The organism is Pectinatus cerevisiiphilus, assembly GCF_004341685.1.
Taxonomy (GTDB): Bacteria; Bacillota; Negativicutes; order Selenomonadales; family Selenomonadaceae; genus Pectinatus; species Pectinatus cerevisiiphilus.
Genome location: NZ_SMAA01000004.1, coordinates 1 through 26,535, shown reverse-complemented (window position 1 = coordinate 26,535; position 26,535 = coordinate 1). Strand labels below are relative to the sequence as shown.

The following is a 26,535-nucleotide window of genomic DNA, read 5'->3' as shown; positions in this document are numbered from 1 at the left end:
GTGGAGGAAATAATGCGGACAAGAGGCTTGGTCATAGTCAACACAGGGAATGGCAAGGGAAAGACTACTGCTGCTTTGGGATTGGCTTTACGTGCCTGGGGACAACAGATGCGTATCCTGATAATTCAGTTTATAAAAGGCAATAGCCAGTATGGTGAATTGGAAGCATTACGGGCATTGCCAGGCGATAGAATAAAAATCGTGCAAATGGGAGAGGGTTTTACCCAAAAAAATACAGGTGTCAGCAAGGAAGAACATATAAAGGCGGCTCAGACGGCTTTGCACAAAGCTATAGAGGCAGAAAAAGACGACCTTTGGGATATGTTAATACTAGATGAAATAAATTATGCCGTTAAGTTTGGTCTTCTGACGGAAGAAGAAGTGTTGTCTTTGCTCGATAATAAACCTGACATGCTGCATTTGGTATTGACGGGACGTGAGGCAACCACTGCTGTACTGGCAAAAGCAGATTTGGTTACGGAGATGAAGGAAATAAAGCATCCATATAAGGCCGGCATTAAGGCGCAAAAGGGAATTGAATTTTAAAATAATGCCCTCAAATAGATAGCTGCTAAATTATGATGAAAGGAGAAAAAATTTGCTTCGCCTTGAAAATGTGAGAAAAACCTTCCTTTATAAAAATGCGAAGGGAAAAGAATCGACAAAAGTGGCTGTGGATAATATGAACCTGCGTATAGATGATGGAGAAATATTTGGTCTTTTGGGCCCGAACGGTGCAGGTAAGACTACTATTATAAAAATGCTTACTATGTTATCCAGACCGACAAAAGGGAATATATATTATGGGAAGTTGAATACACGCAATGATGCCCAGGCGATAAAGAAACTTATCGGCGTCGTGCCGCAGCATATAAACTTTGACCAAGACCTGACTGTCGGGGAAAATATGCAGCTGCATGGCCGCCTTCATCATATGCCGCGAAAAGATAGGGAGCAGTGTATTAGCGAAATGCTGCGTTATGTCGAGCTGTCGGAACGGGTAAACGACAGTGTCCGCGCCTTGTCGGGAGGAATGAAGCGGCGGCTTTTGATCGTGCGGGCATTAATGCATAAACCGTCGATCCTTTTTCTTGATGAACCGACAGTGGCATTAGATCCGCAGGTACGTCGGCGCATATGGGATTTGATAAGAAAAATGCACAAAGCAGGTGTAACTATTGTGCTGACGACACATTATATTGAAGAAGCAGAAGCTTTATGCGATCGGGTTGCCATCATCAATAAAGGCAAGTTGATCGCGTTGGATACGCCTAAAGCATTGCAGGAAAAAATTGGCAGCTATGCAGTTGAATGGGATAAAGAAAATGGTGAGCGTGAGTTTAAGATATTTCATAGCAAGGAACAAGCGAAGGCGTTTGCCAATAATCTTTCCCAGCAAAATATACTGCGCCGGCGGTCTAATTTGGAAGATGTTTTTGTCGAATTGACAGGAAGAAAGGTGAACAGCTGATGCTGTACGATATCATCACAGCTTTTTGGCGGGATTGAGTGGTGCTTAAACACCGCATGATAAAGTTCATTTTAAGCCGCATGGTGGCACCAATCCTTTATCTGGTGGCTTTTGGCTGGGGGCTGGGAAGAAGTATAAATACCGGCAGCGGTTCTTATTTGGATTTTCTTGTGCCGGGAATACTGGCGCTTAATTCAATGAATATAGCATTTAACAGTTTGTCGCCACTACATGGGGAGCGTGTTTACCATAAAAGCATAGAGGAATATTTTACTGCACCGATTAACCCGCTTTCTTTTGTCATCGGGAAAATTCTGGCGGCCATATTGCGAGGTATGATTTCTTCTGCTATTATTATTGTTCTTGCGTATCTTTTCGGCGCTAATTTTATGATAACGCCGTTATTTTTATTGGTACTGATATTGAATTGTGCTATTTTTGCAGAAATCGGTTTTTATGCGGCAATGACTATTGACTCCTATGAAGATATGGGGCGGTTTAATACATACATATTAATGCCAATGTCATTTTTGTGCGGAACCTTTTTTTCACCGGATAAATTACCAAAGCTTTTTTACTATTTTATACATGCGCTGCCTTTAACACATACAAGCCTCTTGCTCAGGGAAATAGGCAGGGGAGCTCCCCCAGAACTACTGTCGGTGCTTGTCTTGCTTTTGTATACGGCAGTTTGTTTTTGGTTATGTGCCCGGGTTACAAAAAAAGCACAGCAATAGATTTTAAATACTAAAAATGGAGAGGTTTTATGTCAGCTATTACTTATGAATTGATAAAGCGTTGCCCGGAAACAGGTGCACGTGCAGGTATTATCCATACACCACATGGTAGTTTTGAAACACCTATTTTTATGCCGGTCGGCACACAAGCTACTGTTAAATTGCTTGCTCCGGAAGAACTAAAAGAAATGGGAGCAGGAATAATTTTAAGCAATACATACCATTTGTTTTTGCGTCCGGGTTCAGAACTGATCCGCGAAGCCGGCGGCCTTCATAAATTTATGAATTGGGATAGGGCTATTTTGACGGATAGTGGCGGTTTTCAGGTTTTCAGTCTGGGGGCGCTGCGCAAGATAACAGAGGAAGGGGTTGCCTTCAGATCACATATTGATGGTTCAAAAAAGTTTTTGTCACCGGAAATAGCGACAAAAATACAGATGAATTTGGGCGCGGATATTATTATGGCTTTTGATGAATGCATACCATATCCGGCTGACCATGACTATGCGGAAAAATCGACGGCAAGAACCTTACGCTGGGCAAAGCGTTGTCAGGAAACACTTACTGCTGATAACCAAAGTATGTTCGGTATTGTGCAAGGTGGAATGTATAAAGACCTGCGCAAAAGCTGTGTAGATGAACTAGTCGATATGGATTTCCCCGGTTATGCTATCGGTGGCTTGAGTGTGGGTGAGCCCCATCAATTGATGTATGAAGTGCTCGATTATACGGCGGCCGCATTACCGGCAAATAAACCGCGTTATCTCATGGGCGTTGGTACACCGGACTGTCTTGTTGAGAGCGTGAAACGCGGCATTGATATGTTTGACTGTGTATTTCCCACACGTGTTGCCCGCAACGGTACGGCAATGACGTGGAACGGAAGGTTTATTATAAAGAATGCTGAATTTGAACATGATTTTCACCCTATAGATGAAAATTGCGGTTGTTATGCCTGCCGTAATTATTCACGTGCGTATATTCGGCATTTGGTTCGGGTAAATGAAGTTTTTGGACTGCGTCTTTTGACGATCCACAATCTGTATTTCCTTATTGATTTTATGCGGAAAATGCGGCAGTCTATAATTGATGGCAAATTTGTGGATTTTTATAATGAATTTGCTCCTAAATATGTATTAAAGTAAAGGAGTAATTTTTCTCTTTGTCGAAGTAAAAATAATGGTATCTTTAAGTTTTATAATGTAAATAATGAATATATTTAAGGAGTGTTTGATTAATGGATATGGAACAGTTACAGTCTTTTGCTTTCCCTGTACTTTTGGTAGTAATTTTTTATTTTTTGTTATACCGTCCGCAGAAAAGACAGCAAAAAAAACGGCGGGCTATGCTTGAAGCAATAAAAGTTGGCAGCCGAGTCACTACTGTAGGTGGGATTTATGGAGAAATAATGGCGATTAATGAAGAACGTGTTCGCCTTAAGGTTGCCGATAATGTTGAAATTGAAGTTTCACGCAGTGCCATTGGCAATAGTATAACGCAGGAAAAAAACGCAGAATCAAATGCAAAATAAGAAGGAGCTGCGCAGTAAGATTCTCACACGCAGGCGAGATTTAACCAAGCAGCAAATACGGCAAAAGAGCGATATAATATGTGGGAAGGTCTTGTCCTTAGCGGCATATAAAAAGGCAGACTGTGTTATGGCATTTGCTTCAATGCCAGATGAAGTACAGACGAAGCATATTATGGAGGATGTTTTGCTAAAAGGAAAACAGCTTTGTCTGCCATATATAGTTAATATAAAAGAAGGGCTGATGCGGGCTGCTGTTGTCAGTAGCTTGTCTGCGTTGGTTTTGGGGAAAGCGGGGATACTGTCTGTGCCGGAAACAGAACTGCACTTTGTAGAGCCAGAACAAATATCTTTGGTAATTGTGCCTGGTGTTGCTTTTACAAAAGATGGTTATAGGTTGGGCATGGGCGGCGGTTTTTATGACAGATTCCTGCCGAAAGCCCCAAATGCAGTGAAGATAGGCATAGGTTTTTCTGTTCAGCAAGTTGCTAGTGTACCCGTAGACAAATATGATTTTCCGCTTGATAAGGTTATTACGGAAAACAGCTAAAGTGTGTGGCCTGCGATTTGCTCATTTTAAATTCTTGTAAGGAAGTTCATTATCATGGAAATAAAAGTGGCTATTGCTAAAACGACGCGCTATGCTATGGAATTTTGCGGTGATACATGCGATGTAGCGGAAAGGCCGCAAGGGGGACTCTCCCTAATATTGGCTGATGGACAGGGACATGGACTGGCAGCACATCATACCAGCAGTCTTGTAGTGAATAAAGCTGTTTCTTTAATTGGTGACGGGACACGTGACGGTGCGGTAGCACGGGCAGTACATGATTATCTTTATGCTGTCAAAGACAAAAAGGTCTCTTGTACATTGACTGTCATAAGCGCTGATCTCGACACGCAGACGATGGTCATAAGCCGTAATTCAAATTGCCCAGTCCTCATCAAAACTGATGAATACACTTGTGTTTATGACGAAAATGTAAACCCGATCGGTGTACATCGGCATACAAAACCGCTTATGTACGAAGTTCCTTTGGAAGAGGGAATGATCATTGTCTCTTATACTGATGGCATCCAATCAGCGGGCAGAAAAACCAATGGCAGAACAGCAGATTTTGCCAAAATACAAGATATTGTGAAGAATAATGAAGCTAAAGACGCAGAGTTTATAGCAGACAGCATTATGGAATATGCACTGGCTCTCGATGAAAACAAAGCGGGAGACGATATGACTGTAGTCGTGATGGGAGTGTGTGGACAGGATAATACACCGGTAAAAATACGTAAGGTTAATGTTGTTTTTCCATTGTGACAGGGAGCCGTTATGAAAATTGTAGTTGTTGGTATTTGTGCTTCAGGTAAATCTACTTTAGTGGAAGGGCTTAGGGGAAAAGGATATGAGGCCTATAACATGGCACAGGAACATTCCTGCATACCTAAATTATGGGCTAAGAAACATCCGGATAAGCTTATAATGCTTGATGCCAAATTGCCGACGGTGCAGCAAAGACGCAGTGTTTCATGGACGCAGGAACGTATCGATATACAGCATGCACGTTTGGCGGATGCCAGAAAAAATGCTGATTTGTACTTGCTGACTGATGATTTGACGATTACGGAAGTTTTAACAGCAGTAATTCGTTTTATTTGTTGAATTGACATTGTTCTATTAATACGGCTATAATAAAAATAGTTGTGTTATTTGTCCTGCTGTGCTTGTCTTTAGGAAACGGGTGCAGAGGATGATTGTTCGTGGTACATTTTTTAAGCGGCGTTTGTAGCCGCATTTTATTTGCCAATTTGTGTACAAAAGTATTTTACTTTTTTGGAGGGATAATTTTTGAGGCGGGAAAGTTTTGTAAAACTCGCTGTCGTAGTCGTTGCTGTTATAGCGATTTTTATTTCTTTTATAAAACCGCTGGCATATTCGATACGGCAAGGGCTTGATCTGCAAGGCGGTACCCATGTGGTACTGGAAGGTGTCGATACTCCGCAGGCGCAGGTTAATGATGATGCGATGAATCGTGTAGTAAAGATAATGGAAACAAGGGTTAATGCTATGGGACTTACTGAACCTGTCATCCAGCGTGAAGGCCAGCGTCGCATAATCGTGGAATTGCCGGGAATAAAAGATCCTGATCAGGCCATTGAAGTTTTGGGAAAAACGGCAATGATGGAATTTAAGGATGAAGATGGCAATACCGTACTTACTGGGACAGATTTGAAAGACGCACGTGAAGAAACCGACCAACAGGGACAGAATGTTGTTTCTTTGGAATTTACTGATGCTGGTGCCCAAAAATTTGCTGAACTTACAGCAGAAAATGTCGGACGGACAATTTCCATATCACTTGATGGACAGGTATTGACCGCGCCTAATGTAAAAGAACCGATAACGGGCGGTAAAGCTGTCATAACAGGAAGCCGTTCTTTAGATGAAGCGCATAATCTGGCTTTGCTGCTTCGCTCTGGTGCATTGCCAGTAAAAGTGCAGATCGTAGAAACACGTACAGTGGGGCCTACCTTGGGACAGGATTCAAAGGATAAAAGTGAGTTCGCGTTCACCATAGGTGTCGGTGCCGTAGTTTTATTTATGCTGGTATTTTACAGAGTTTCCGGTCTTATCGCGGATATAAGCCTTATGGCTTATGTGCTGATTTTGTTGTTTGCTTTGAAAATGCTTGATGCGACGCTTACCTTACCAGGGATAGCGGGGATTATATTATCCGTAGGTATGGCAGTAGATGCCAACGTACTTATTTTTGAGCATTTCAAAGAAGAAATGAGATTGGGTAAAACGATAAGGGCGTCAATGGATTCTGGTTTTAGAAGAGCATTTGTTACTATTTTGGATTCACATTTGACGACAATATTAGCTTCTATCGTATTGTTCTTTTTCGGTACAGGGCCGATTAAGGGTTTTGCCATTACACTGGGATTAGGTGCCATATTGAGTTTGTTCACGGCCACAACTATGACACAGTATCTTTTGAAATGGCTTATTGCGTCCAATATAATACATGATCATCGCTTATTTGGCGCATCCTTATTTGTGGAAAAGGCGGTGAAAGAATGAACCGTTTTGATATTGTCGGGCACCGTAAAATATGGTATATATTTTCATCAACGATAATTATTGCAGGGCTTATCTGCATGTTTACTAAGGGTTTTAACTTAGGTATAGATTTTACCGGAGGAACACTGCTGAATCTGGAATTTGAGGAACCTGTTGATATTAATGACGTTCGTACGATTATGAACGATTATGTAGCAGGTAATACGCAGATACAGATGGCAGGCGCACAGAATGACTCAGTAACAGCACAGAACGTCATGATCAGGACAAGAGATTTGTCGCAGCAGGAACGTGAAAATGTACTACAAGGTTTTAAAGAAAAACTAGGAGATTATAAAATACTTCGTGAAGAAAAAGTAGGGGCAACGATCGGCAGTGAACTGATCATGAAAGCCGTATGGGCTGCGCTTATTTCTTGGTTGTTGATTATTATTTATATATCTTATCGGTTCGAATTTAAATTTGGCTTGGCGGCAGTTTTGGCCTTGGTTCATGATACACTGGTTGTGCTAAGTGTATTTTCGTTGACGCAGAAAGAAATAGATTCTTCCTTTATCGCGGCGATCTTGACAGTTGTAGGGTATTCAGTAACGGACACAATAGTCATTTTTGACCGTATTCGAGAAAATCTTAAACTTCATTTTAAGCGCGGTGGTGATATAGAGGCATTGGCTAACCGCAGTATATACCAAACGCTCACACGTTCTATTTATACTGTAACAACTATTTTGGTTACAACAATTGCACTGTATATTTTCGGCGGCGATACGACGAGAGACTTTGCTTTTGCGTTGATGGTTGGTTTTGCTTTTGGTTCGTATTCATCTATTTTCACGGCTACTCCTTTATGGGTAACATTCCGTGAATACAGTGAAAGAAGACAGGCAAAAAAACGCATGAAACCTCGTGTGGCAAAACAATAAACTCTTATTTTAGATGGAGACTTTTTTAAGCATTTTAAAATTAGAAGATTATTGTGCATTATGGAATGGTTGAGGCATACTGAATAACTCCGCGGGTGATTGTTGGCTGCGGAGTTTTTGGTGCATCTGATTCTCTATGGCAATTTGGATATAAATATAGATTTTGATAATGACTACGGAGAAAAAATGAAACAACAGAGAATGGCAATTGTCAATGATATTACCGGTTTTGGACGATGTTCAACAGTGGTGGAGTTGCCGCTTATTTCAGCGATGAAGATACAGGCATGTCCTTTACCAACAGCTATTTTATCAGCACATACAGGTTTTGCTGATTATTATATGGATGATTATACAGAACATATGAAACCATACATGGCAAACTGGCAAGCACTCAAGCTGCGGTTTGATGGTATTCTTACGGGCTTTTTGGGCTCGGAAAAACAAATTGATATTGTTATGGAATTCATAAAAAATTTTAAACGGCCTGCTTCTGAAATAGAAAAAGGAACATTGCTGGTTGTTGATCCTGTTATGGGTGATGGGGGTAAATTATACTCGTCATACACATATCAATTATGCAGGCAAATGAAAAAATTGGTCACCTGTGCCGATGTCCTTACCCCTAATCTTACGGAAGCGTGTAATCTCCTTGATTTACCATATCCGCAGAACGGGATTATCAGTGATGAAGACCTTTTTTCCATATGCAATAAGTTAGCGGCGTTTCGTCCCAATAGCACGATGAAGATAATAATAACAGGGATTGAACGCGGTGAGAATATAGGTAATTTTATTTATGAACAAGGGCAGGGCAGTATGCTTGAATTTGCCAGAATCGGGGGTGAGCATTCAGGTACAGGTGATGTGTTTGTGGCGATTGTGGCAGCATCACTGCTCAAAAATGAACCAATAGAATATGCCGTTGCCAAGGCAGCTAGATTTATAAATAAAAGTTTGCTTTTTACAGAAAAAATAGGTCTGCCGCGCAATGAAGGCATTTGTTTTGAAGAGTATTTGACGGAACTAAGATAAGGGAGAGTTGGCTATGATTTTGTATGCCGCGGAAAAAGGTAAATTTATTGAATTTGCTGATGCTGTGCAGGCAAATAGAGGAAAGAAATGTAATATTTATGTCAATATAACAAATAAATGTAACTGTTCGTGTACTTTTTGCCTGAGAAATTTAAAGAAGATGCAGGAAGACCATTCTCTGTGGTTAAAACAAGAACCAGATATACAGACTATTAGAAGTGCATTTGCGGCAATCAATAAGGACGCTGTCAATGAAGTTGTCTTTTGTGGTTTTGGCGAACCTACAATGCGTCTGGAAACATTGTTGTATAGTTTGCGTTATGTGCGTAGTATTTGGCCGGAAAAGAAGACGCGGCTCAACACAAATGGACTAGCTTCGCTGTACTATAAAAAAGATACAGCACCATTGTTTAAAGGTTTACTCGATGTAGTTTCAATAAGTTTGAATGCGTCGAATGCCAAAGCTTATCTTGAGCTTACAAAAGCCCCATTGGGATTGCAGGCATATGGGGCAATGCTGGATTTTGCTAAAGAATGTAAATTGTATGTACCGGAAGTTGTTATGACAATAGTTGATTCGATCGGTGCAGAAGAAATACAGGCATGTAAAAAAGTATGCAGTGAGAAAAATTTAAAATTGCGTATACGTCCGTATGAAGCAAATTAAAATATTGTAAAACGGACGATATTATGTTACTATATAGTCAAACAGTATTGAGTTTGTTATCAATCATAGGGGAGTAGCTGAACGGCCGATAATCGTCATGACGAGTAATTTTACTCCGGTGCGGCCGACATTATTGTAAGCAAGACCTTGTTTTATAGAAAATTTTCTATAAAGCAAGGTCTTTTTGTATATGAATTACTTTTGGAAAATTGGTTTAAGTACAATAGTCCTCTGGTTTAGCAGTATATGTAAAAGATAGAAAATGGCAGGTTAAAAAAGAAAGAAGGAATTATTAACTTGGAAGGAATTTTTTCACTGGAATGGTTTGCGGCATTAGGTAGTATCTTAGTATTGGATTTGGTACTCAGTGGTGATAATGCTGTTTTGATTGCGCTAGCATGTAAAAATTTACCGGTGCACCATCGTTTGAAAGCCATGGTTATAGGTTGTGCCGGTGCCGTTATTATTCGCGTTATTTTAACATTGTTTGCTACGGAGCTTTTATCAGTTGCGTATATTCAGTTTATTGGTGGGGTGGCGCTATTTTATATTGCTTTACGGTTGCTGAAAAATGACAGTGAAGGAAAAACTATGCAGGCGGCTTCCAGTTTGAGTGGAGCCGTAAAAACTATTATGACAGCAGATTTTATAATGAGCTTGGACAATGTTTTGTCAATGGCCGGTGTGGCCAACACGGTACCCACTGCCAAATGGAGCCTTATTTTGTGTGGTTTGGCCATCAGCCTGCCAATAGTAATCTGCGGTGCACAGTTGTTCCTGCTGATAATGAAGAAAATTCCTGCAATGGTTTATTTAGGCAGCGCCATCTTGGCATTTACGGCAGCAAAGATGATTTTGATGGACAAGGTAATAGGCGGTAAACTGCTATGGCTTAACGGCTGGTTGGAAGCAATTTTGGTCGTAAGTGTTTTTGTATGGGGTTTTTATAAAGCGAAAATGCAAAAAAATCAATAGGATATATTACCTGCATTTTATGCTAAAGCAGTAATGATTTTCCTAAGTCAAAATATAGGTTATAATAATATTAAGGAAGAGCTTTATTGATGAAGCTGTGATATATTTATGGAGGAGAATTAGATTATGAATATGCTGAAGACAACTGCATTGATGGCTTTACTGATGGCTTTGTTGATAGCTGTCGGTGGTTTAGTAGGAGGACAGCATGGTGCGTTATTGATGTTTATAGTAGCGCTTGCCATGAATTTTTTCTCATATTGGTTTAGTGATTCGATTGTTTTGAAGATGTCAGGTGCCCGTCAAGTAAATGAAGAAGATGCGCCCAGCCTGTATAAACTGGTTGCTGATTTGGCACAAAGGGCTGATTTGCCAATGCCGAAGGTTTATATCATTGATACTGATGTACCTAATGCTTTTGCTACAGGCAGAAATCCAAGCCATGCGGCGGTAGCTGTTACTACTGGGATCATGGGTACTCTTGAGTATGAAGAACTTGCTGGTGTTCTCGGCCATGAATTGACGCATGTCAAGAACCGGGATATATTGATCAGCTCGATAGCTGCCACTTTTGCAGCCGCTATTTCCATGCTGGCCAATATGGCTCAATGGGCGGCTATCTTTGGCGGCGGCCGTAGTAATGATGAGAATGATAGAGGCGGCGGGATAATAGGCCTTTTGGTAGCAATCATAATTGCGCCGCTCGCAGCTTCGATAATTCAGATGGCTATTTCCCGTTCACGGGAATATGCCGCTGACAAAGGCGGTGGGCAGATTTGTGGAGATCCGTTGGCTTTGGCGTCAGCTTTGGAAAAGATAGAGTATTACGCCAAGCATAAAACAATGCCTCAGGCATCACAGGCAACTGAACATATGTATATAATAAATCCCCTCGCTGGGAAGAATATATCGTTTGCCAGTTTGTTTTCCACACATCCGGCTACAGCGGACAGAATTGCCAGACTCAAAGAACAAGCCGCCCAAATGAGATAAAATATAATAAGTAATTTTTGTATCGCCAACCGTGCAATGGTTGGCGATATTTTAGTCTTGTCCTAAATAGGCGGATAAAATAAGGAAAACACAGTCAAGTCTGTAGCGTTTTGCAGATAGAAAAAAGCTGTCACTATTTGAAATCTTTTTCTTAGGGATAATGAAACTCTACCTGAAATAAGAACTTATTTATGTTATAATTTTAAACAGTGAGGTTGTGAGGAGGTAAAAAATGTTTGAGTTGTCAGTTAGAGATGATTTTGGCGCAGCCCACCGTATCATTGGTTATCCTGGTAAATGTAATAATTTACACGGGCATAATTGGGTAGTTGAGGCCGTGGTATGTGGCAGCAAACTGAATGAATTGGGTATGCTTATTGATTTTAAGAAATTAAAAGGGGCACTGAAAGAAATTATCGGTGAACTGGATCATCATTATTTAAATGAACTTGAACCGTTTTCAACTGCAAATCCATCAGCAGAGAATATTGCTGCATATTTATATCATAAATTGAGTCAGCATGAGAACATAAAAGGGAAATGCCATGTAAAGTTCGTGAAAGTATGGGAAACGGAAAAATCTGCGGTATCATATTGTGAGGAGGCATAAGCGTGCGCGCGCCGATAAGTGAGATTTTTTCTTCTATACAGGGAGAGGGAAAGTATGCCGGCTGCCGGCAGCTTTTCATTCGTTTTACCGGCTGTAATTTGGAGTGCAGCTATTGTGATACCGATTCTATGCTTACTACAAAAACCTGTGATTTGGAAAATGAGGGTATACTGTCTAACCCTGTTGAACTAGCCGCTATTCTTCCGTATATAAAAAAGACATTGTTAAAGCGGCATCAGGCCATCAGTTTAACCGGCGGAGAACCGCTGCTCCATACTGCTTTCATTCATGAATTGGCTGAATATGTTGATTTGCCGCTTCTCTTAGAAACCAACGGAACTTTGCCGGAAGCATTGGCAAAAGTTATAGATGATATCAGTATAGTAAGCATGGATTTTAAGATGCCAGATGCAGTACATACTGAGTTATGGCAACAACATGCGGCATTTTTGCGCATAGCTATGCAAAAAGATGTGTATGTCAAAATAGTTATAGCGCAGGAAACTAAGATAGAAGATTTTAAAAAAGCGGTAGATTTGTTGTGCGGAATAAATAAAAATATTATGCTGGTTTTACAGCCTATTACGCCGTATGGCGGTTATACTGCACCGGCACCGAAGAAAATGCTCGCGTGGCAGAGTATGGCTTTAGAAAAAATAAATGATGTGCGTGTAATCGCACAGATGCATGTAATGATGGGACAGAGGTGAAGTTATGAAGAAAATTTTATTGGTCAATGATGATGGAATTGATGCGCCGGGACTGCATGCGATGGCAGAAAACCTGATAAATGATTATGATTTGCGTGTAGTTGCTCCGGCAGTGCAGCAAAGCGGCATGTCGCAGGCATTGTCAGCGCATAGTAAAATAAAAGTAAAAAAAGTTGATTTCGGTTTGCCCGTTGAAGCTCATAAGGTGTACGGAACACCAGCTGACTGCACAAAGCTTGCTGTCGAAGTTCTCTATGAAAATGATCTTCCTGATATGATAATATCGGGTATAAATGATGGCGGTAATCTGGGAACTGATGTATTGTACTCCGGAACAGTGGGGGCAGCTATGGAAGGCCATCTACATGGTATTTTATCCATAGCCGTATCACGGGTAGTTGGTTCAGAACTCAGTTTTGCTGAAGTGGCACAGATATTCAGCCAAAAGTTACCAAAATTGAGAAATGAAAAACCATATATGTACAATATAAATTTTCCTAAGAAAATAGCTGACCAAAACGATATTTTCCGCTATACAAAACAAGGACGCCGTACATATCATAACGAATATGCGATAGAAATAAATGAACAGGGCGAAAAATGTTATTTTATGAATGGCACTCCTAATGATGCTGGAAATATTGAGGGCAGTGATATATGGGCAATACATAAGGGTTTTGTGTCAATAAATCCTTTAAAAGTCGGCAGGACGAATAAAAAACTATTGCGTGAACTTATTGATGGGTAAATAAATTTTTTTGGTTGAGCAGCGTATACATTTTATGAAAAATGGGAGGTTATTATGCCGGATATTGCAATAATTGGAGGGACAGGAGTCTATGACCCCTCTATTTTAACTGATGTACATGATGATAAAGTTATGACACCTTTTGGTGAAGTTATTTTCAAGGTTGGCACTTATAATGGCAAGGCGGTAGCATTTATTCCGCGGCATGGCAGCCATCACTCTATTCCACCGCACAAGATAAACTATCGGGCTAATATATGGGCTATTAAAAAAATCGGCGTGAAGAAGATATTTGCGACGACGGCAGTGGGATCGTTAAACCCTGATATGAAACCGGGAGATTTTGTCCTTATTGACCAATTCCTTGACTTTACGAAAAGCCGTATATCTACTTTTTTTGAAGGTGAAGGCGGTAAAGTAGTACATCTTGATGTCAGTGAACCTTATTGTCCGCATTTGCGGCAGGTGTTGAAAAAATCTGCTGAAAAACTTGGAATAAGGGCACACATGGGAGGTACCTATGTATGCACAGAAGGGCCGCGTTTTGAAACACCGGCAGAAATAAAGATGTACGCTAAATTGGGCGGCGATGTGGTAGGTATGACTAATGTACCGGAAGTGACTTTAGCACATGAAGCAGAAATGTGCTATTCTACGGTTTCTATGGTCACCAATCAGGCCGCAGGTATATCAAAAACCCCGCTGACCCATGCTGAAGTGGTTGCCACTATGGAAAAGAATGGGGCTAATATCAAAAATCTTATAATGAAAGCCATCGATCTGTTGGACTCGGTGGAAGAAACTTGCGGCTGTGCAAATACTATTGCAGAATTTGGCGGCTTTAAAATTTGATTTTCGATAAGAAAACAAATTTAAAATATTAGGAGGAATTATTATATGGAATCAATGGTTCGTGATATTAAACTTGCACCATCAGGACATGATAAAATTGAATGGGTAAAGAATTTTATGCCTGTTTTAAATCATATTGATGCGGAATTTTCTAAGACAAAACCATTTGCTGGTAAAAAAATGGCTGTAACAATGCATTTGGAAGCAAAAACCGCATATTTGGGATTAGTGTTTATGCATGCAGGGGCAAAACTTGCTATTACGGGCAGCAATCCGCTTTCAACGCAGGATGATGTAGCCGCAGCCCTAGTCGAAGAAGGTGCTGAAGTTTTTGCATGGCATGGTTGCACCAATGATGAATATGATATGTTTATCAATAAAGCACTTGATACGAAACCGGATATTATCATAGATGACGGCGGCGATTTGGTTGCCCACCTGCATGGTGACCGGGCAGAACTTGCCAGCAGTATCATGGGTGGCAGTGAAGAAACCACAACAGGTGTTATCCGTTTGCGTGCACTGGCGGAATCAGGAAAATTGAAATTCCCGATGATTGCTGCCAATGATGCATATTGCAAATACTTGTTTGATAATCGTTATGGGACAGGACAGTCTACATGGGACGGCATTATGCGGACGACTAATCTTGTCATAGCCGGTAAAAATGTTGTTATTTCTGGTTATGGTTGGTGCGGTAAGGGCGCAGCCATGCGGGCAAAAGGACTGGGCGCTAAGGTAATTATTACAGAAGTTGATCCAATAAAAGCAATTGAAGCTGTATTTGATGGTTTTAGGGTTATGCCGATGCAGGAAGCTGCTAAAATAGGGGATATATTCCTCACACTGACAGGCTGTAAAGACGTAATCAGAAAAGAACATTTCGCAGTGATGAAAAATGGTGCTGTATTAGCCAATTCAGGACATTTTGATGTAGAAATAAATAAAATAGACCTTATGGCTGGCTCCGTGTCAAAAAGACCAGTCCGCAAAAATATTGAAGAATATAAACAAAAAGACGGTAGAAAGCTTTACCTGTTGGCGGAAGGCCGTTTGGTAAATCTGGCTGCTGGTGACGGACATCCTGCTGAAATAATGGACTTATCATTTGGTGTACAGTTCTTTTCAGCGCTCCATATTTTACAGAACCACCAAAAGATGGAAAATAAAGTTTATCTGATGCCTAATGAAATAAATATAAAATTGGCACAAATAAAATTGAAGTCACTTAATATCGACATTGATAAACTTTCTGAAGAACAGCATAATTATCTGCATCAGGCTTAAGCGCAGATGCTCTATGGAGGCCCTGTGATAATTGCAGGGCTCAATTTATATTGTTTAGCAGTTAGGAAAAATTATATTTAAAGGCAGGAAAGCAAAGATGAATACCCTGATAAAAAATGTATTGGCCGTTTTACCAAATGGCAGTACTAAAAAAACTAATATTACCATAAAGGACGATAAAATTTTTTCTATAGGAATAGTTCCCGAACAATTTAATGCGGATAAAACTATAGACGGGCAGGGCAAGCTAGCCATACCGGGGTTTGTCAACGCGCATACGCATGTGTCAATGACTATGTTGCGCAGTTATGCCGACGATATGAAGTTGATGGACTGGTTAGAAAATAAAATTTGGCCAGTAGAAGCTAAGATGAAAAAAGACGATATATATTGGGGAGCAATGCTGGGAATTGCTGAAATGATAAAGACGGGTACGACTACATTTGCTGATATGTATGGCGATATGGATAAAGTGGCAGAAGCCGTAGAAGAAACAGGTATACGTGCCGTTTTATCACGCGGAATGATCGGGGCGGCACCTAATGGGATGGCGGCACTACAAGAAAATTGTACGCTCTTTGAAGAATATAATAACGGCGCAGATGGCAGAATCACAGTTATGTTTGGCCCGCATGCCCCCTATACCTGTCCACCGGATTTTCTTAAAAAAGTAATTGAAAAAGCACAAAAATATGATGCCCAAATTCATATCCATTTGGCTGAAACGGAAGACGAAGTAAAAGAATGCCAGACTAAATACGGGAAAACACCGATAGCTTTGATGGAAGATGTAGGGATTTTGGATTGCGGTGTGTTGGCGGCACATTGTGTTCATCTGAGTGATGCAGATATAGCAATAATGAAAAAATATAATGTCAGAGTGGCGCATAATCCGGGCAGTAATTTGAAACTTGCCAGCGGTATAGCTCCAGTAAAAAAACTGCTTGAAGAAAATATCTGTGTCGGTTTGGGAACAGATGGTGCTTCCAGTAATAATAATTTGGATATGTTGGAAGAAGTAAATCTGGCCGCGTTGATTCATAAAGCTGCTACACTTGATCCTTTGGCAATACCTGCCGCTGAGGCATTAAAAATGGGAACATATTATGGTGCAAAAGCTGTAGGACTTGCTGATACTGGAAAAATAGAACCGGGAATGAAGGCAGATATAACACTGTTTTCTATGCAGGGTACACAGTGGACACCATGCTATGATGCGGTATCGCTGTTGGTGTATTCGGCTAATGCGTCAATGGTTGATACTGTAATAGTAGATGGTAAGATACTTCTTGATAAAGGGCGGCTTACGACTATTGATGAAGAAAAAGTTATCTACGAAGCAAATAAATGCGCGGAAAAATTGACGGGTAAAACACTCAAAAATTGATGCTGTTTGGCAAATTATAGGAACAATTTATTGATTTTACAAAAGCAAAAAGGAAGAGATGATTTGGCCGCAAAGAAAAATTTTTATGCAGTGAAAAATGGAAGAAAAACAGGAATCTTTAAAACATGGGCAGAATGCAAAGAACAAATAGACCATTTTGCAGGAGCCCTTTATAAAGGTTTTGTATCATTGCCCGAAGCCGAAGCATACTTAGGTCTTGATAAAAGTGTGGCAGAGGCTAATGATGAAGACTTATATTATGTTTATGTTGATGGTTCGTATATAGCAGGAAAATACAGTTGGGCAATAGCCGTTTATTATAAGGGGCAGCTTATACATACTGATAGCGGTGTCGGCCAGTCAGCAGAAAATTCGAAAATGAATAACGTCGCAGGAGAAATAGAGGCTGCCATGCAGGCAGCTAAATGGGCAAAGAAAAATAAAATTGCGCCGATAGTTATTTGCCATGATTATATAGGCATCTCTGAATGGGCACAGGGACGCTGGAAAACCAATAAGCCGGGAACAGCACAGTATGCAACCTTTATGCAGGAGTATAAAGATATTGTGCGCTTTAAAAAAGTGACAGGCCATACAGGCGTGAAAGGCAATGAATTGGTAGATAAATTAGCAAAAAAAGAACTTGGTTTGTAAATATATATAGTAATGGTTAAAAAATACTTCTTTCATGTCTGCTAGAGCCAATTCTGCACATGAAAGGAGTATTTTGTTATAACTTATATAAAAGTGGAGAGCATTGATAGAGTTGGAATGTACAGCAATTATAATATGCGGTGCTTGAGTTGATGATGGAAAGAATGAAGAAATTATGGCAAAGAAAACAACTATTTATTACTTTAGTGGTACGGGAAATTCCTTTAAAATAGCCAGTGATTTAAGCAATGGCATCAATGATTCTGAGATTATCCGTGTTACATATAATAATTTGCGTATAACAGCAAATAAGCAATCCCTTAAAATAGGATTTGTATTTCCTGTCTATTTTAGGGGACTTCCCTGTATGATGGAGAAGTTTATCGAAAATTTGGTAGTTAATACCAATACATATTTTTTTGCAGTAGCAAATTTTGGTAGCAATGCGGCCTTAGCTTTTGAACAGATAAATACTATGCTTAAAAGTAAAGGTGCGCATTTAAATGCCAACTTTGGTGTGTCTATGCCGGGGAGCATGTGGTTTATGTATTATCCCCATCCGGAAAAGGATTTTAAAGACAGAATTAAAGCTGAACCTTATAGATGTGAAGATATTGCTGCTAAAATCGAGAAAAATTTTGAAAATGATTTGCCATTGCTGAATGATGCGGCAAACGATAGGAAAATGTATGCTGCATTTAAACCAAATGATACGGATAATAATTTTTGGACAAATGAAAACTGTACAGGGTGTGCTGTTTGTAGCAAAGTATGTCCGGCAGGAAATATAGAGATTGTGCATGGTAGACCGGCATGGAAGCATCAGTGTGAACAATGCCTCGCTTGTTTACATTGGTGTCCATCCCAAGCAATAGAATATAAACAAGACTCAATAGGGAAAAAGAGATATCACCATCCGGCAGTTCATGCCCAGGATTTGTTTGTCGGATGATAGAAGTAGGTTTAATTAGGTGTGAGAATGGTAAAAGATAATTCTCACTATTAACGATAACCCAGAAAATATATACCGCCGATTCTGTAGCTATATACAAAATCAGCGGCATTTTAATATACTATTTGATTTGCTTACTTATCATTGTAGTATGTAGAGTATTTACTAATTGCTAGTGATGGCTTTGCATTCCAATTCGCCATGTACTCTGCTGCCTTACGTTTAACCTTCTGGAGCAATGTGCTTTCTGGTTGTGCAGTGACCATTTGGCCTACGGGGCGAAGCCCCATTTCGTGTACAGTGTTTATTACGTGTCCTATGGTTCTTTCGGGATCGCGATAATATTCACTACCACGAATACGGATGAAACGCCAGCCAAGACGTTCTAAAATAGTTTGTCGTTCCATATCCTGTCGTATCTTTTCTTCACCACTGTGCCAACGCTCTCCGTCACATTCGATAGCAACTCTTTCTTGACCGTCGACAATAACCATATCAATGCGATAGGCACCGACTGGCCATTGTTGAACCACCTGATAACCTTTTTCTATCAGATTTTTTGCTACAGACTCTTCAAATGGAGATTCTGCTTCTTCAGTTGCTTTCTGTCGCGTAATATCTATTGCAGACGGTTCTGTTGCATAGTCAAGCAGGGTTTTCCGTATATCTCCCTGCTTTAAATCCTTCGATACATCCAAAGAATGCACTACCCAAAGCTGATCTTTTGCACGGCTCGCAGCAACATTATAACGTTTCTTAGTTGAATCGTCCGCTCCGAAGGCAGTCATACGTAATGGACCGTCACTTTCATTGCTGTCTACCATAGACAAAAAGATAACATCTCTTTCATCACCTTGGAAATTTGAAGCATCACCGCAAAGGATACGTCATTCCTCTAAGATTACAGGATCTAATTTTTCAAATAACAATTTTTGTATATATTTAGCCTGTTGGTCACCGAGGAGAGAAATTACACCAAAGGTTTTTCCTTGATATTCTGGTAAATCCAGACAAGCTATAAGTAAAGCTGTAATGTTTTCAGCCTCAATTCGATTGATCTTGTACTCGCGTATTCCGGCACTATAATAATTTACAGTTGCAGGCAAAAGTTTGCAGTCACTGGTGTCACGCAATGGTTTGATCTTATAATCATAGCTGAGCATATTACTAAAACCAATAATATCTGGTACGCAACGGAAATGCTCGTGCAGCATCAATGGCCGAAAGGCTGTCTTGGCAATATCGTAGAGTGATGAGGTAGCAGTGTATAACTGCCAATTGGGGATTTTATCTTTGATATACATATCAGCTAAGGCATTAACTTTGTCAATATCCATGCCAACAGCCATTGGGCTGACCTGTTTATCATCACCAACGACAATAATTTTTTTTGCCAGATAAGCAATTGGTAATGCAGAAATGTCAGCCTGGCTTGCTTCATCAATGATGATGACATCAAAAAGATTTTTTCCTGGCACGAGACTGTGCATCACTGTGTTGATGGTCATAATCCAGGCTGGTACCGCGTTTTGACATTGTGCCATGAGTTTTCGAGCTGCCATGCGTAAGCGTGGGACATTTTTACCGGTTCCTTTGCCAATTTTTTTCATCGTTTGCTTCCAACCTTGCAGGGCCTGCCGCATATCAAGATTGGTTTCTGTACGCTTCAGTAAATAATACCACGCGCTATATTCCGCTAATTCTGCCGTAATTCTTCGATAGCTTTGACTTAAGCTCAAGCTTTTACGCTGTAATTCAGAAAATGGTTCTTTCGTTAATTCCTGTAAAATTCCCGAATATTGTTTCCAATGCCAGGCTTCATCGATGGTATCTGGTACTTGCCCTTCTCCATGAATACCTATGCGATCTCGAATACTGTTTGACCATTCCGGTGCAACAGCATATAAACGCTGCAGTAATACTTCTCGTTCTTGCTGTATGGCGTATTTTGTATAAAGCTGCTTTAATTTTGAAAAACTTGTCGCATATGATGCAGCATCTTGTGCTAAGAATGCTTTCTGTAATGCGCTGCACACGTTGGAGTGGTTAGCTGTCAAGGTAGCAAACTGGACTTCAGCTTTGGAAAGCTCCTGCATTGCATCTGTGTAATGCAAAAGGGATGTCTGTAATTTCACAAAGCATGGCAGTGTTTGCTTCACTGCTTGCAGAATATGTTGCACAACTTCAATTTCAGAATCAAACTGTTCATGCTGAAAAACCTTTTCTTTAGCTAAACCCATATTTTCCATAAGAACAACTAGGTCACCAAATTCTTTTTTATACCAGTCTAGGTATCTGGTAATGGGTTTAATCATATTCCGGGCAATATGTTCTGGTTCTACACTATCGTTTAGCTCCATAAATTTTGGAACCTCATGTATTGCCAAGAGTTCATCCCAATAATTTGCACATTGCTCTTTGAGTTTCCTTAATTGAATTTCATTTAATACGGTTACACAATCTTGGGCTGATGAAATTGCCTGTGCATTAATTGACACCATATGATCAACTTGATCATAGTGTTTATTGAACATGCGTTTCCAGCGTCCAATTTTCCCGCTAGCAGAAAAGATTTTCTGCATTTTTTCAACTGTTGTAGAAAGCAGTGAGAAATCGCAACCTTCACTGAATTTTACCGTTTTACCAAAGGTCGTTTCAACAATTTCATCGGCAAAGGTACATGTTTTTTCGATACTATCTAGAAGAATTTCCCATCTTTTACGTGCACCACCGCCATGTTTTCCATCAACAGCTGCATAGGTCATCCAGTCTTTGATCTGTTCAAAAGTATTCAAATATGCATTTAGGGCTTGAATAGACTTACTATCTGATTTTTTTAAGGTCATTGTTGTTTTATCAGAAAATAAGATAAGCTCTCTGTTATAATCATCAAAGCGGTATTGTAACCCAAGCGATGCTGCTAGTTGCTGAATTTCCTTCCGCGCCTGTTCAGTGGAAGTTAGTAATTGTTGGAAATGTTCAGGAGCTAATATCTTTATTGGATCAGGTAGTACACAGTTCAATTCTTGTTCTTCTGTATTTGAGAGTTCTGTATTGCTATGATATAGTGTCGATAGCTCATCAAAGCTCAAAGGTAACGGACGATAAAGCACGACTTTCCCTGGAATATATGACAGACTATCACTATTTTCATGCACAAATCTTGCTGCGGCTGATGGTGATATATTATCGCCTTGATAAGTAATCGGTTTAAATTCACTAAATTTTATGGCATAAAGTTTTCCTCGTGTCTCTGCCAGTGCAGCTATAATTTCTTCACGTGAACGTTTGGCTGTTTCTGCTTTCTTTTGTAGCTCATTAGAGGTATAACGTGAAAGATATTCTGTAATACCGTCTATTGCTTTTTCCATATCATCATTGGAATCGTCTAGAACAGCCACACATAGATTCTGCAATGTTTCTGGTACTTGTCCCTTTAAAACCGATAGAGCTTTCTTGGTATAGCTGGTAATTAATACACTCCTGCCTCTTGCGAGAAAATGTCCCATAAGATTAGCTATTGTATGTGTTTTTCCTGTGCCGGGAGGACCTTGTACTAATACAGCATCATGACGTTCAATTTGCTGGGCAATTTCTAGCTGTTCTTTATTAGCTGGTTTGGCTAGCAAAATATCTGCGTCCTCACCACCAATTTCCGCCAATGCCTGTTCCAGTGTCTTTTCTTTATTAGGCTCTTTAGGAGGTAACATTCCTCCTCCAATAATATCAATCAATGTTGTTGGTATAAAATTCGTTTTTTTGATTGTTTCTAAAGTTTGTTCGATAAATTGCTCCAGACCATCTGTTTTTTTCCGTACAAACAATACTGGGCGAATTGATAAAAATAATTTATCCTCTGTACCATCAGGTATGGTTTCGTCTTTATATAAGAAAAGGCTCTCTGGACATAAGCTATGAATTGCAACCTTCAAAAAATTATATGCATCATGGCGATCTAATGGATGATAATCGCCAGCAAATAAATCTTCCTTTAATTTTTGGACAACAGTATGATTAATGCCATCAATATTACTTAATAACGTGGTATATAGCTCTGATTCGATATTGGTATCACAAATTGAGAGAGTATTTGTATCCGGATCAAATTTCATTTTTACTTTTTTTAATAAGATTGGATGGTTTACTATTCTTTTCTTTCCATCCATGAGGATACCATTACCTATCATTAATTCGATAGTTTCTGCGTCTCGTTCTAGATCAACATATAATTGGTATAAATCTACAAAAAAACGTCGAATCAGATGAATTTGCTGTTGCTTGGCAGCCCAAATATTGCGTTGTTTCAACCATTTGGTATAAAGCTTTGTCCTCAGTGCGCTGTCCCCAAAGTTTTCATAATAGCCCGATTCACTTTTATTATTATTGGGGAAAAATTTCTTTTTTTTGAGGGTTACAGAATTAAAAAAATTATTCCATCCATTTTCTAACCATTCTTTAAATATTTCATTTGGAATTGGGCAGGGCTGAAATGCAGGTTTATGGACAGACAGGATACTGTTGTCTTTTATCGCGCTCGTTTGACCGTCATTTTCAAAATGATCTCTATATTTTAATAGAATATTTTGTTCATCCTGTGGGATCATATCTAAAAAACGATACCAGTTTTGTTCATGAATATTCTTTACTATATTTGTTTTCAATGAACTTATCGAGCGAATAAACTGAAATAAGTCAAGTACTTTTCCTTTTTGCTGCTCATTCATAAGATAACCACCTGTTTTATTACTTCCAATAATGCTATTCTAAGCTGTGCTGGATATATTTCATAATAGCATAATCGTAAAATATCACTTATAAATTCTGAACAATATGATATTTTTTTATTATAACATAGTAAATTCTTATAATCTACGAGTCTTCATACTTTATGATTGTGCTGAATGCAAGGGATGGTTCATTTATTCGCAAACATTATTCTTGTATGGATGTCTAGCTGAAGGATAACAACAGAAATATTTAAGGCCGCATAGTGATCGTTAATAAATAAAAGTAAAAAATACATCATTATAAATATCGTAGCAAGTAAATTGAATAATAGGTAGTTTAATAAGAACGCATTTAAGTGTAATTTGCTTTTCTTTGAAAAAGAAAACCCACCCGTTAGCGGATGGGAATTTATACATTATTTTAAAATGAGCAGTGCTGCCTTACTTTCCTATTGAGCGACAATTTGCCAGATAATCAGTATCATCCATAGCTGATGATTCTACAGCCCGCTTGATGGCTTCAGACATTACATCGGCTGCTAAGGTTCCAATAGTGTTCAGATCGGCCTTTTGATCACCAACGGAAACAGCATAGATTGTATCACCATCGGCTAATGTACCAACCGGTCTAATACAACGGGCATAAGCATTACGCGTCATAGAAGCTATTTTCGTCAACTGTGTCTTATCAAAAGATGCATTGGTAATGATCGCACCAATTGTCGTATTGGTACGGTCACTTTTGATTTTTGCGCCAGCACGGTACATTTCCTGACTGCTATCAAGAAATGCCTTGCGGTCAGGTGTTTTTAGACCTGCAAGCTTTTGACCGCTTTCTGCATCATAAATATCACCAAGCGCATTGACAGTAACTACAGCCGCTATTTTTATATTGCCCATTTGCACTGCATAGATGCCAAGCCCGGATTTTTCTGATTGTTTCATACCATATAATTTACCCACTGTCGCACCGGTGCCGGCACCGACCGACCCCATACGTGGATTATTGTTATACATAGCATCTTCGCAGGCTGCATACCCCATTTTACTATCTGGCCGGATCTTGTTGCTGCCATATGATAAATCGTAAATATCACTCTGGCAGACGATTGGGACCAGTGCAAAGCCAGTATTAAAACCAATATTGTGTTCTTCTAGATACTGCATTACACCGTTAGCTGCTGCTAAACCATAGGCAGAACCACCAGATAATACCAACGCATTGAGTGGTGTTGGATTAGTTGTTGGTGACAACACGGGTGTCTCCCGTGAAGCTGGGCCGCCACCAGAAATATCTACACCAGCTTGTGCCCCCTGCGGAAAAATCATGGCTGTTACACCGGTCTTAGCTGCATTGTCTTGTGCATTACCAATATGGACTCCCTCAATATCCTGAATCTTGATTTCGTGCAGAGCTTCACTGTGCTCATGTGGAGCTGCCTCAATTGTACCATTCATTAAAAAAGTCAGAAACCCCATTAGTAAAAATCCTGTTAGCAATCGAATAAAATTCACTTAATCATCTCCCCAATGATTTTCTACCGTAATGAACAAATAGTCAAGCCTTGTCATATTTATGATCGTAAGGTTTCATCGTAAATAAGTTTAGTATGTTCATCAAACAGTACCCATAATATATCATCAAATGCTTTTGGATTAGCCTGCAAGAATTTCCTGACTGTATATACTGCTATTTTTGCCGCGGCTTGAACTGGATAGGAGTATACACCAGTAGAGATAGATGAAAATGCTACATTACGAATATTGTGATTTAGAGCTAACTGTAATGAATTACGGTAGCAGTCTGCCAGCAGTTCTGCCTCACTGTGTTTTCCACCATGCCAAACTGGACCTACTGTGTGGATTACATAGTCGCATGGCAGCTTATACGCCTTAGTGAGCTTTGCTTCTCCAGTTTTGCAGCCATTGAGTGTCCGGCACTCTGCCAGTAATTCCGGTCCAGCAGCTTTATGGATAGCTCCATCTACTCCACCACCACCTAGTAGACTGTTATTAGCTGCATTAACAATGGTATCGGCATAATGTCTGGCCGTAATATCGCCAAGTTCTGTTCGCAAAATTGTATTTGTCATGATTTTCACCTATCCTTTGTTTTATTGTTTAGTTCTATTTGATATAGTTTAAATTTAATATTTAACTTAGAGAGTTTTGTCTAAAATACTAAGTAATTGCTCTCTTACGACGGCAATGCAACCATATGTAACGCCAAGCTTTCCCAAACTTGAACAGTAGATGTTTAAAGATTCCCAATAGCGTTTTGGCAACATTTGAGAGACAATGGTATTTATTTTTTCCAACATTAGTGAAGCTTCTATTATCAAACCGAGATTACCGCCAATACATATACAACTTGGATTGAATATGTTAACGATATTGACTACAACAATTGCTAAATACTGTACTATTTCATAAAGGGACTCTATGACTATAGGTTCTTATTTTTTGACTCTTTTTAAAATTTCTTCGATGTATTTATGCTGCTGAGATTGTCCTGGATATAGTTTCTTAAATAGCGCACGAATGGATGCGTATTCTTCCAAACATCCCTTGTTTCCACATATACATTGTCGCCCATTTACATCAATAATGGAATGTCCAATTCTTCCAGCAAAGCCATGTTGCCCAGAAATCAAGTTACCATTTGAATACATGCTGGCACTGATCCCCCAGGTTCCAGAAATATATACAAGTTGTTCAAAAGGATTGGCCTTTCCAAAATGAATTTTCCCCATAGTAGCTGCCTGTACAGTAGATTGAATAAAAAATGGAATGTCTAATTTGCATTTCTCTAGTTCTTGCAGAATAGGAAATTGATTCCATTTTTGCATATTGGGTATGTTTTCTATTATGCCAGTTTTATGATTATAATTTGGAAAAGCAAATCCTATCCCTATTATTCCTAATTTGTAAGATTTATATTGTGCTTTCAATGTGGTTAAAGTTTTAATAAATTGTTGTATAAAGGATTTTGGAACTATTTCTATGTCGGAAAGAATAATATTTTTTAGTAGGGTTCCTGATAGATTAGTAACGATAATTCTTATAAAGGGAATGATCATTTCAATACCAATCAATACTCCAGAACGCTCAATGTCAAGGTAGTTGTCAGTAATTCTTCAAATTTTATATGTGCATCTACTGACTATGCTCCAGATTCGACTGTATGTTCGAAGTGGGCA

Annotated in this window: 26 protein-coding genes and 1 pseudogene; 22 read left to right on the top strand and 5 right to left on the bottom strand. The window is 39.5% G+C overall.

Annotated features, from left to right (window positions below; translation table 11 throughout):
• The 22 genes from cobO (at position 1) to EDC37_RS03145 (ending at position 18,608) form a co-directional block, all read left to right on the top strand.
• Positions 1–546, top strand: coding sequence for a cob(I)yrinic acid a,c-diamide adenosyltransferase (gene cobO, locus EDC37_RS03250; RefSeq protein WP_414153135.1), 546 nt, complete (start codon positions 1–3; stop codon positions 544–546).
• A gap of 52 nt (positions 547–598) precedes the next feature.
• Positions 599–1,471: an ABC transporter ATP-binding protein gene (locus EDC37_RS03245; RefSeq protein WP_132547883.1), complete on the top strand. Its 873-nt coding sequence runs from the start codon at positions 599–601 to the stop codon at positions 1,469–1,471.
• Positions 1,472–1,527: 56 nt separating this feature from the next.
• Positions 1,528–2,208, top strand: a complete 681-nt coding sequence (locus EDC37_RS03240; protein ID WP_243642165.1) for an ABC transporter permease — start codon at positions 1,528–1,530, stop codon at positions 2,206–2,208.
• Positions 2,209–2,237: 29 nt separating this feature from the next.
• On the top strand, positions 2,238–3,353 hold the full coding sequence (gene tgt, locus EDC37_RS03235; RefSeq protein ID WP_132547881.1) for a tRNA guanosine(34) transglycosylase Tgt: 1,116 nt from the start codon (positions 2,238–2,240) through the stop codon (positions 3,351–3,353).
• Positions 3,354–3,445: 92 nt separating this feature from the next.
• A complete protein-coding gene (yajC, locus tag EDC37_RS03230) occupies positions 3,446–3,739 on the top strand; it encodes a preprotein translocase subunit YajC (protein ID WP_132547879.1) in 294 nt (97 codons plus the stop codon).
• Positions 3,729–4,286, top strand: a complete 558-nt coding sequence (locus tag EDC37_RS03225) for a 5-formyltetrahydrofolate cyclo-ligase (RefSeq protein ID WP_132547877.1) — start codon at positions 3,729–3,731, stop codon at positions 4,284–4,286. The genes yajC and EDC37_RS03225 overlap by 11 nt, the downstream gene beginning before the upstream one ends.
• Positions 4,287–4,340: 54 nt before the next feature.
• On the top strand, positions 4,341–5,051 hold the full coding sequence (locus tag EDC37_RS03220; protein ID WP_132547875.1) for a PP2C family protein-serine/threonine phosphatase: 711 nt from the start codon (positions 4,341–4,343) through the stop codon (positions 5,049–5,051).
• Between the two features lie 12 nt (positions 5,052–5,063).
• Positions 5,064–5,393 (top strand): hypothetical protein, encoded by a 330-nt coding sequence (locus EDC37_RS03215; RefSeq protein WP_132547873.1) that lies wholly within the window; start codon positions 5,064–5,066, stop codon positions 5,391–5,393.
• Between the two features lie 186 nt (positions 5,394–5,579).
• Positions 5,580–6,815: a protein translocase subunit SecD gene (secD, locus tag EDC37_RS03210; protein WP_132547871.1), complete on the top strand. Its 1,236-nt coding sequence runs from the start codon at positions 5,580–5,582 to the stop codon at positions 6,813–6,815.
• The gene (gene secF / locus EDC37_RS03205; protein WP_132547869.1) at positions 6,812–7,738 is read left to right on the top strand and encodes a protein translocase subunit SecF; all 927 of its coding nucleotides are present in this window, start codon (positions 6,812–6,814) and stop codon (positions 7,736–7,738) included. Before secD ends, secF begins: the two co-directional genes overlap by 4 nt.
• 186 nt (positions 7,739–7,924) lie before the next feature.
• Entirely contained in the window at positions 7,925–8,773 is an 849-nt protein-coding gene (locus EDC37_RS03200) for a pyridoxamine kinase (protein WP_132548162.1), read from the top strand.
• Between the two features lie 13 nt (positions 8,774–8,786).
• On the top strand, positions 8,787–9,440 hold the full coding sequence (locus EDC37_RS03195; protein WP_132547867.1) for a TatD family nuclease-associated radical SAM protein: 654 nt from the start codon (positions 8,787–8,789) through the stop codon (positions 9,438–9,440).
• 297 nt (positions 9,441–9,737) lie between these two features.
• A complete protein-coding gene (locus EDC37_RS03190; RefSeq protein ID WP_132547865.1) occupies positions 9,738–10,415 on the top strand; it encodes a YjbE family putative metal transport protein in 678 nt (225 codons plus the stop codon).
• Positions 10,416–10,541: 126 nt separating this feature from the next.
• The gene (gene htpX / locus EDC37_RS03185; protein WP_132547863.1) at positions 10,542–11,408 is read left to right on the top strand and encodes a zinc metalloprotease HtpX; all 867 of its coding nucleotides are present in this window, start codon (positions 10,542–10,544) and stop codon (positions 11,406–11,408) included.
• Positions 11,409–11,640: 232 nt separating this feature from the next.
• Positions 11,641–12,018 carry a 6-carboxytetrahydropterin synthase QueD gene (gene queD, locus EDC37_RS03180; RefSeq protein WP_132547861.1) on the top strand — a complete coding sequence of 126 codons (378 nt, stop codon included), beginning with the start codon at positions 11,641–11,643 and terminating at the stop codon, positions 12,016–12,018.
• Positions 12,019–12,020: 2 nt separating this feature from the next.
• Positions 12,021–12,728 (top strand): 7-carboxy-7-deazaguanine synthase QueE, encoded by a 708-nt coding sequence (locus EDC37_RS03175; protein WP_132547859.1) that lies wholly within the window; start codon positions 12,021–12,023, stop codon positions 12,726–12,728.
• A 4-nt stretch (positions 12,729–12,732) separates the two neighbouring features.
• On the top strand, positions 12,733–13,476 hold the full coding sequence (gene surE, locus EDC37_RS03170) for a 5'/3'-nucleotidase SurE (protein WP_132547857.1): 744 nt from the start codon (positions 12,733–12,735) through the stop codon (positions 13,474–13,476).
• A gap of 54 nt (positions 13,477–13,530) precedes the next feature.
• Positions 13,531–14,328, top strand: a complete 798-nt coding sequence (gene mtnP / locus EDC37_RS03165) for an S-methyl-5'-thioadenosine phosphorylase (RefSeq protein ID WP_132547855.1) — start codon at positions 13,531–13,533, stop codon at positions 14,326–14,328.
• Between the two features lie 45 nt (positions 14,329–14,373).
• On the top strand, positions 14,374–15,615 hold the full coding sequence (locus EDC37_RS03160; RefSeq protein WP_132547853.1) for an adenosylhomocysteinase: 1,242 nt from the start codon (positions 14,374–14,376) through the stop codon (positions 15,613–15,615).
• Positions 15,616–15,712: 97 nt separating this feature from the next.
• Positions 15,713–17,002, top strand: coding sequence for an amidohydrolase (locus EDC37_RS03155; protein WP_132547851.1), 1,290 nt, complete (start codon positions 15,713–15,715; stop codon positions 17,000–17,002).
• A 30-nt stretch (positions 17,003–17,032) separates the two neighbouring features.
• Positions 17,033–17,656 (top strand): ribonuclease H1 domain-containing protein, encoded by a 624-nt coding sequence (locus EDC37_RS03150; RefSeq protein ID WP_231040068.1) that lies wholly within the window; start codon positions 17,033–17,035, stop codon positions 17,654–17,656.
• Between the two features lie 175 nt (positions 17,657–17,831).
• Complete coding sequence (locus tag EDC37_RS03145; protein ID WP_132547849.1) at positions 17,832–18,608, top strand: EFR1 family ferrodoxin; 777 nt, start codon at positions 17,832–17,834, stop codon at positions 18,606–18,608.
• Between the two features lie 134 nt (positions 18,609–18,742).
• On the opposite strand, the gene EDC37_RS03140 is transcribed toward EDC37_RS03145, so the two are convergent.
• The 5 genes and pseudogenes from EDC37_RS03140 to EDC37_RS03115 form a co-directional block, all read right to left on the bottom strand.
• Positions 18,743–19,492 carry a DUF559 domain-containing protein gene (locus EDC37_RS03140; RefSeq protein ID WP_279388539.1) on the bottom strand — a complete coding sequence of 250 codons (750 nt, stop codon included), beginning with the start codon at positions 19,490–19,492 and terminating at the stop codon, positions 18,743–18,745.
• Between the two features lie 3 nt (positions 19,493–19,495).
• Complete coding sequence (locus EDC37_RS03135; protein WP_132547845.1) at positions 19,496–23,332, bottom strand: AAA domain-containing protein; 3,837 nt, start codon at positions 23,330–23,332, stop codon at positions 19,496–19,498.
• Positions 23,333–23,776: 444 nt separating this feature from the next.
• Positions 23,777–24,850 (bottom strand): P1 family peptidase, encoded by a 1,074-nt coding sequence (locus EDC37_RS03130; RefSeq protein WP_243642164.1) that lies wholly within the window; start codon positions 24,848–24,850, stop codon positions 23,777–23,779.
• Positions 24,851–24,909: 59 nt separating this feature from the next.
• Positions 24,910–25,428, bottom strand: a complete 519-nt coding sequence (locus tag EDC37_RS03125) for an O-acetyl-ADP-ribose deacetylase (RefSeq protein WP_132547843.1) — start codon at positions 25,426–25,428, stop codon at positions 24,910–24,912.
• Between the two features lie 66 nt (positions 25,429–25,494).
• Positions 25,495–26,415 (bottom strand): annotated as a pseudogene (locus EDC37_RS03115) (ROK family protein).
• Between the last annotated feature and the right edge of the window lie 120 nt (positions 26,416–26,535).

What these genes read in the sequence shown, in the direction of transcription:
- EDC37_RS03240 (WP_243642165.1), top strand. Translation starts at nt 1,528, where the DNA reads ATGATAAAGTTCATTTTAAGCCGCATGGTGGCACCAATCCTTTATCTG.
- tgt (WP_132547881.1), top strand. Translation starts at nt 2,238, where the DNA reads ATGTCAGCTATTACTTATGAATTGATAAAGCGTTGCCCGGAAACAGGT.
- yajC (WP_132547879.1), top strand. Translation starts at nt 3,446, where the DNA reads ATGGATATGGAACAGTTACAGTCTTTTGCTTTCCCTGTACTTTTGGTA.
- EDC37_RS03225 (WP_132547877.1), top strand. Translation starts at nt 3,729, where the DNA reads ATGCAAAATAAGAAGGAGCTGCGCAGTAAGATTCTCACACGCAGGCGA.
- EDC37_RS03220 (WP_132547875.1), top strand. Translation starts at nt 4,341, where the DNA reads ATGGAAATAAAAGTGGCTATTGCTAAAACGACGCGCTATGCTATGGAA.
- EDC37_RS03215 (WP_132547873.1), top strand. Translation starts at nt 5,064, where the DNA reads ATGAAAATTGTAGTTGTTGGTATTTGTGCTTCAGGTAAATCTACTTTA.
- secF (WP_132547869.1), top strand. Translation starts at nt 6,812, where the DNA reads ATGAACCGTTTTGATATTGTCGGGCACCGTAAAATATGGTATATATTT.
- EDC37_RS03200 (WP_132548162.1), top strand. Translation starts at nt 7,925, where the DNA reads ATGAAACAACAGAGAATGGCAATTGTCAATGATATTACCGGTTTTGGA.
- EDC37_RS03195 (WP_132547867.1), top strand. Translation starts at nt 8,787, where the DNA reads ATGATTTTGTATGCCGCGGAAAAAGGTAAATTTATTGAATTTGCTGAT.
- htpX (WP_132547863.1), top strand. Translation starts at nt 10,542, where the DNA reads ATGAATATGCTGAAGACAACTGCATTGATGGCTTTACTGATGGCTTTG.
- queD (WP_132547861.1), top strand. Translation starts at nt 11,641, where the DNA reads ATGTTTGAGTTGTCAGTTAGAGATGATTTTGGCGCAGCCCACCGTATC.
- surE (WP_132547857.1), top strand. Translation starts at nt 12,733, where the DNA reads ATGAAGAAAATTTTATTGGTCAATGATGATGGAATTGATGCGCCGGGA.
- mtnP (WP_132547855.1), top strand. Translation starts at nt 13,531, where the DNA reads ATGCCGGATATTGCAATAATTGGAGGGACAGGAGTCTATGACCCCTCT.
- EDC37_RS03160 (WP_132547853.1), top strand. Translation starts at nt 14,374, where the DNA reads ATGGAATCAATGGTTCGTGATATTAAACTTGCACCATCAGGACATGAT.
- EDC37_RS03155 (WP_132547851.1), top strand. Translation starts at nt 15,713, where the DNA reads ATGAATACCCTGATAAAAAATGTATTGGCCGTTTTACCAAATGGCAGT.
- EDC37_RS03145 (WP_132547849.1), top strand. Translation starts at nt 17,832, where the DNA reads ATGGCAAAGAAAACAACTATTTATTACTTTAGTGGTACGGGAAATTCC.
- EDC37_RS03135 (WP_132547845.1), bottom strand. Translation starts at nt 23,332, where the DNA reads ATGAATGAGCAGCAAAAAGGAAAAGTACTTGACTTATTTCAGTTTATT.
- EDC37_RS03125 (WP_132547843.1), bottom strand. Translation starts at nt 25,428, where the DNA reads ATGACAAATACAATTTTGCGAACAGAACTTGGCGATATTACGGCCAGA.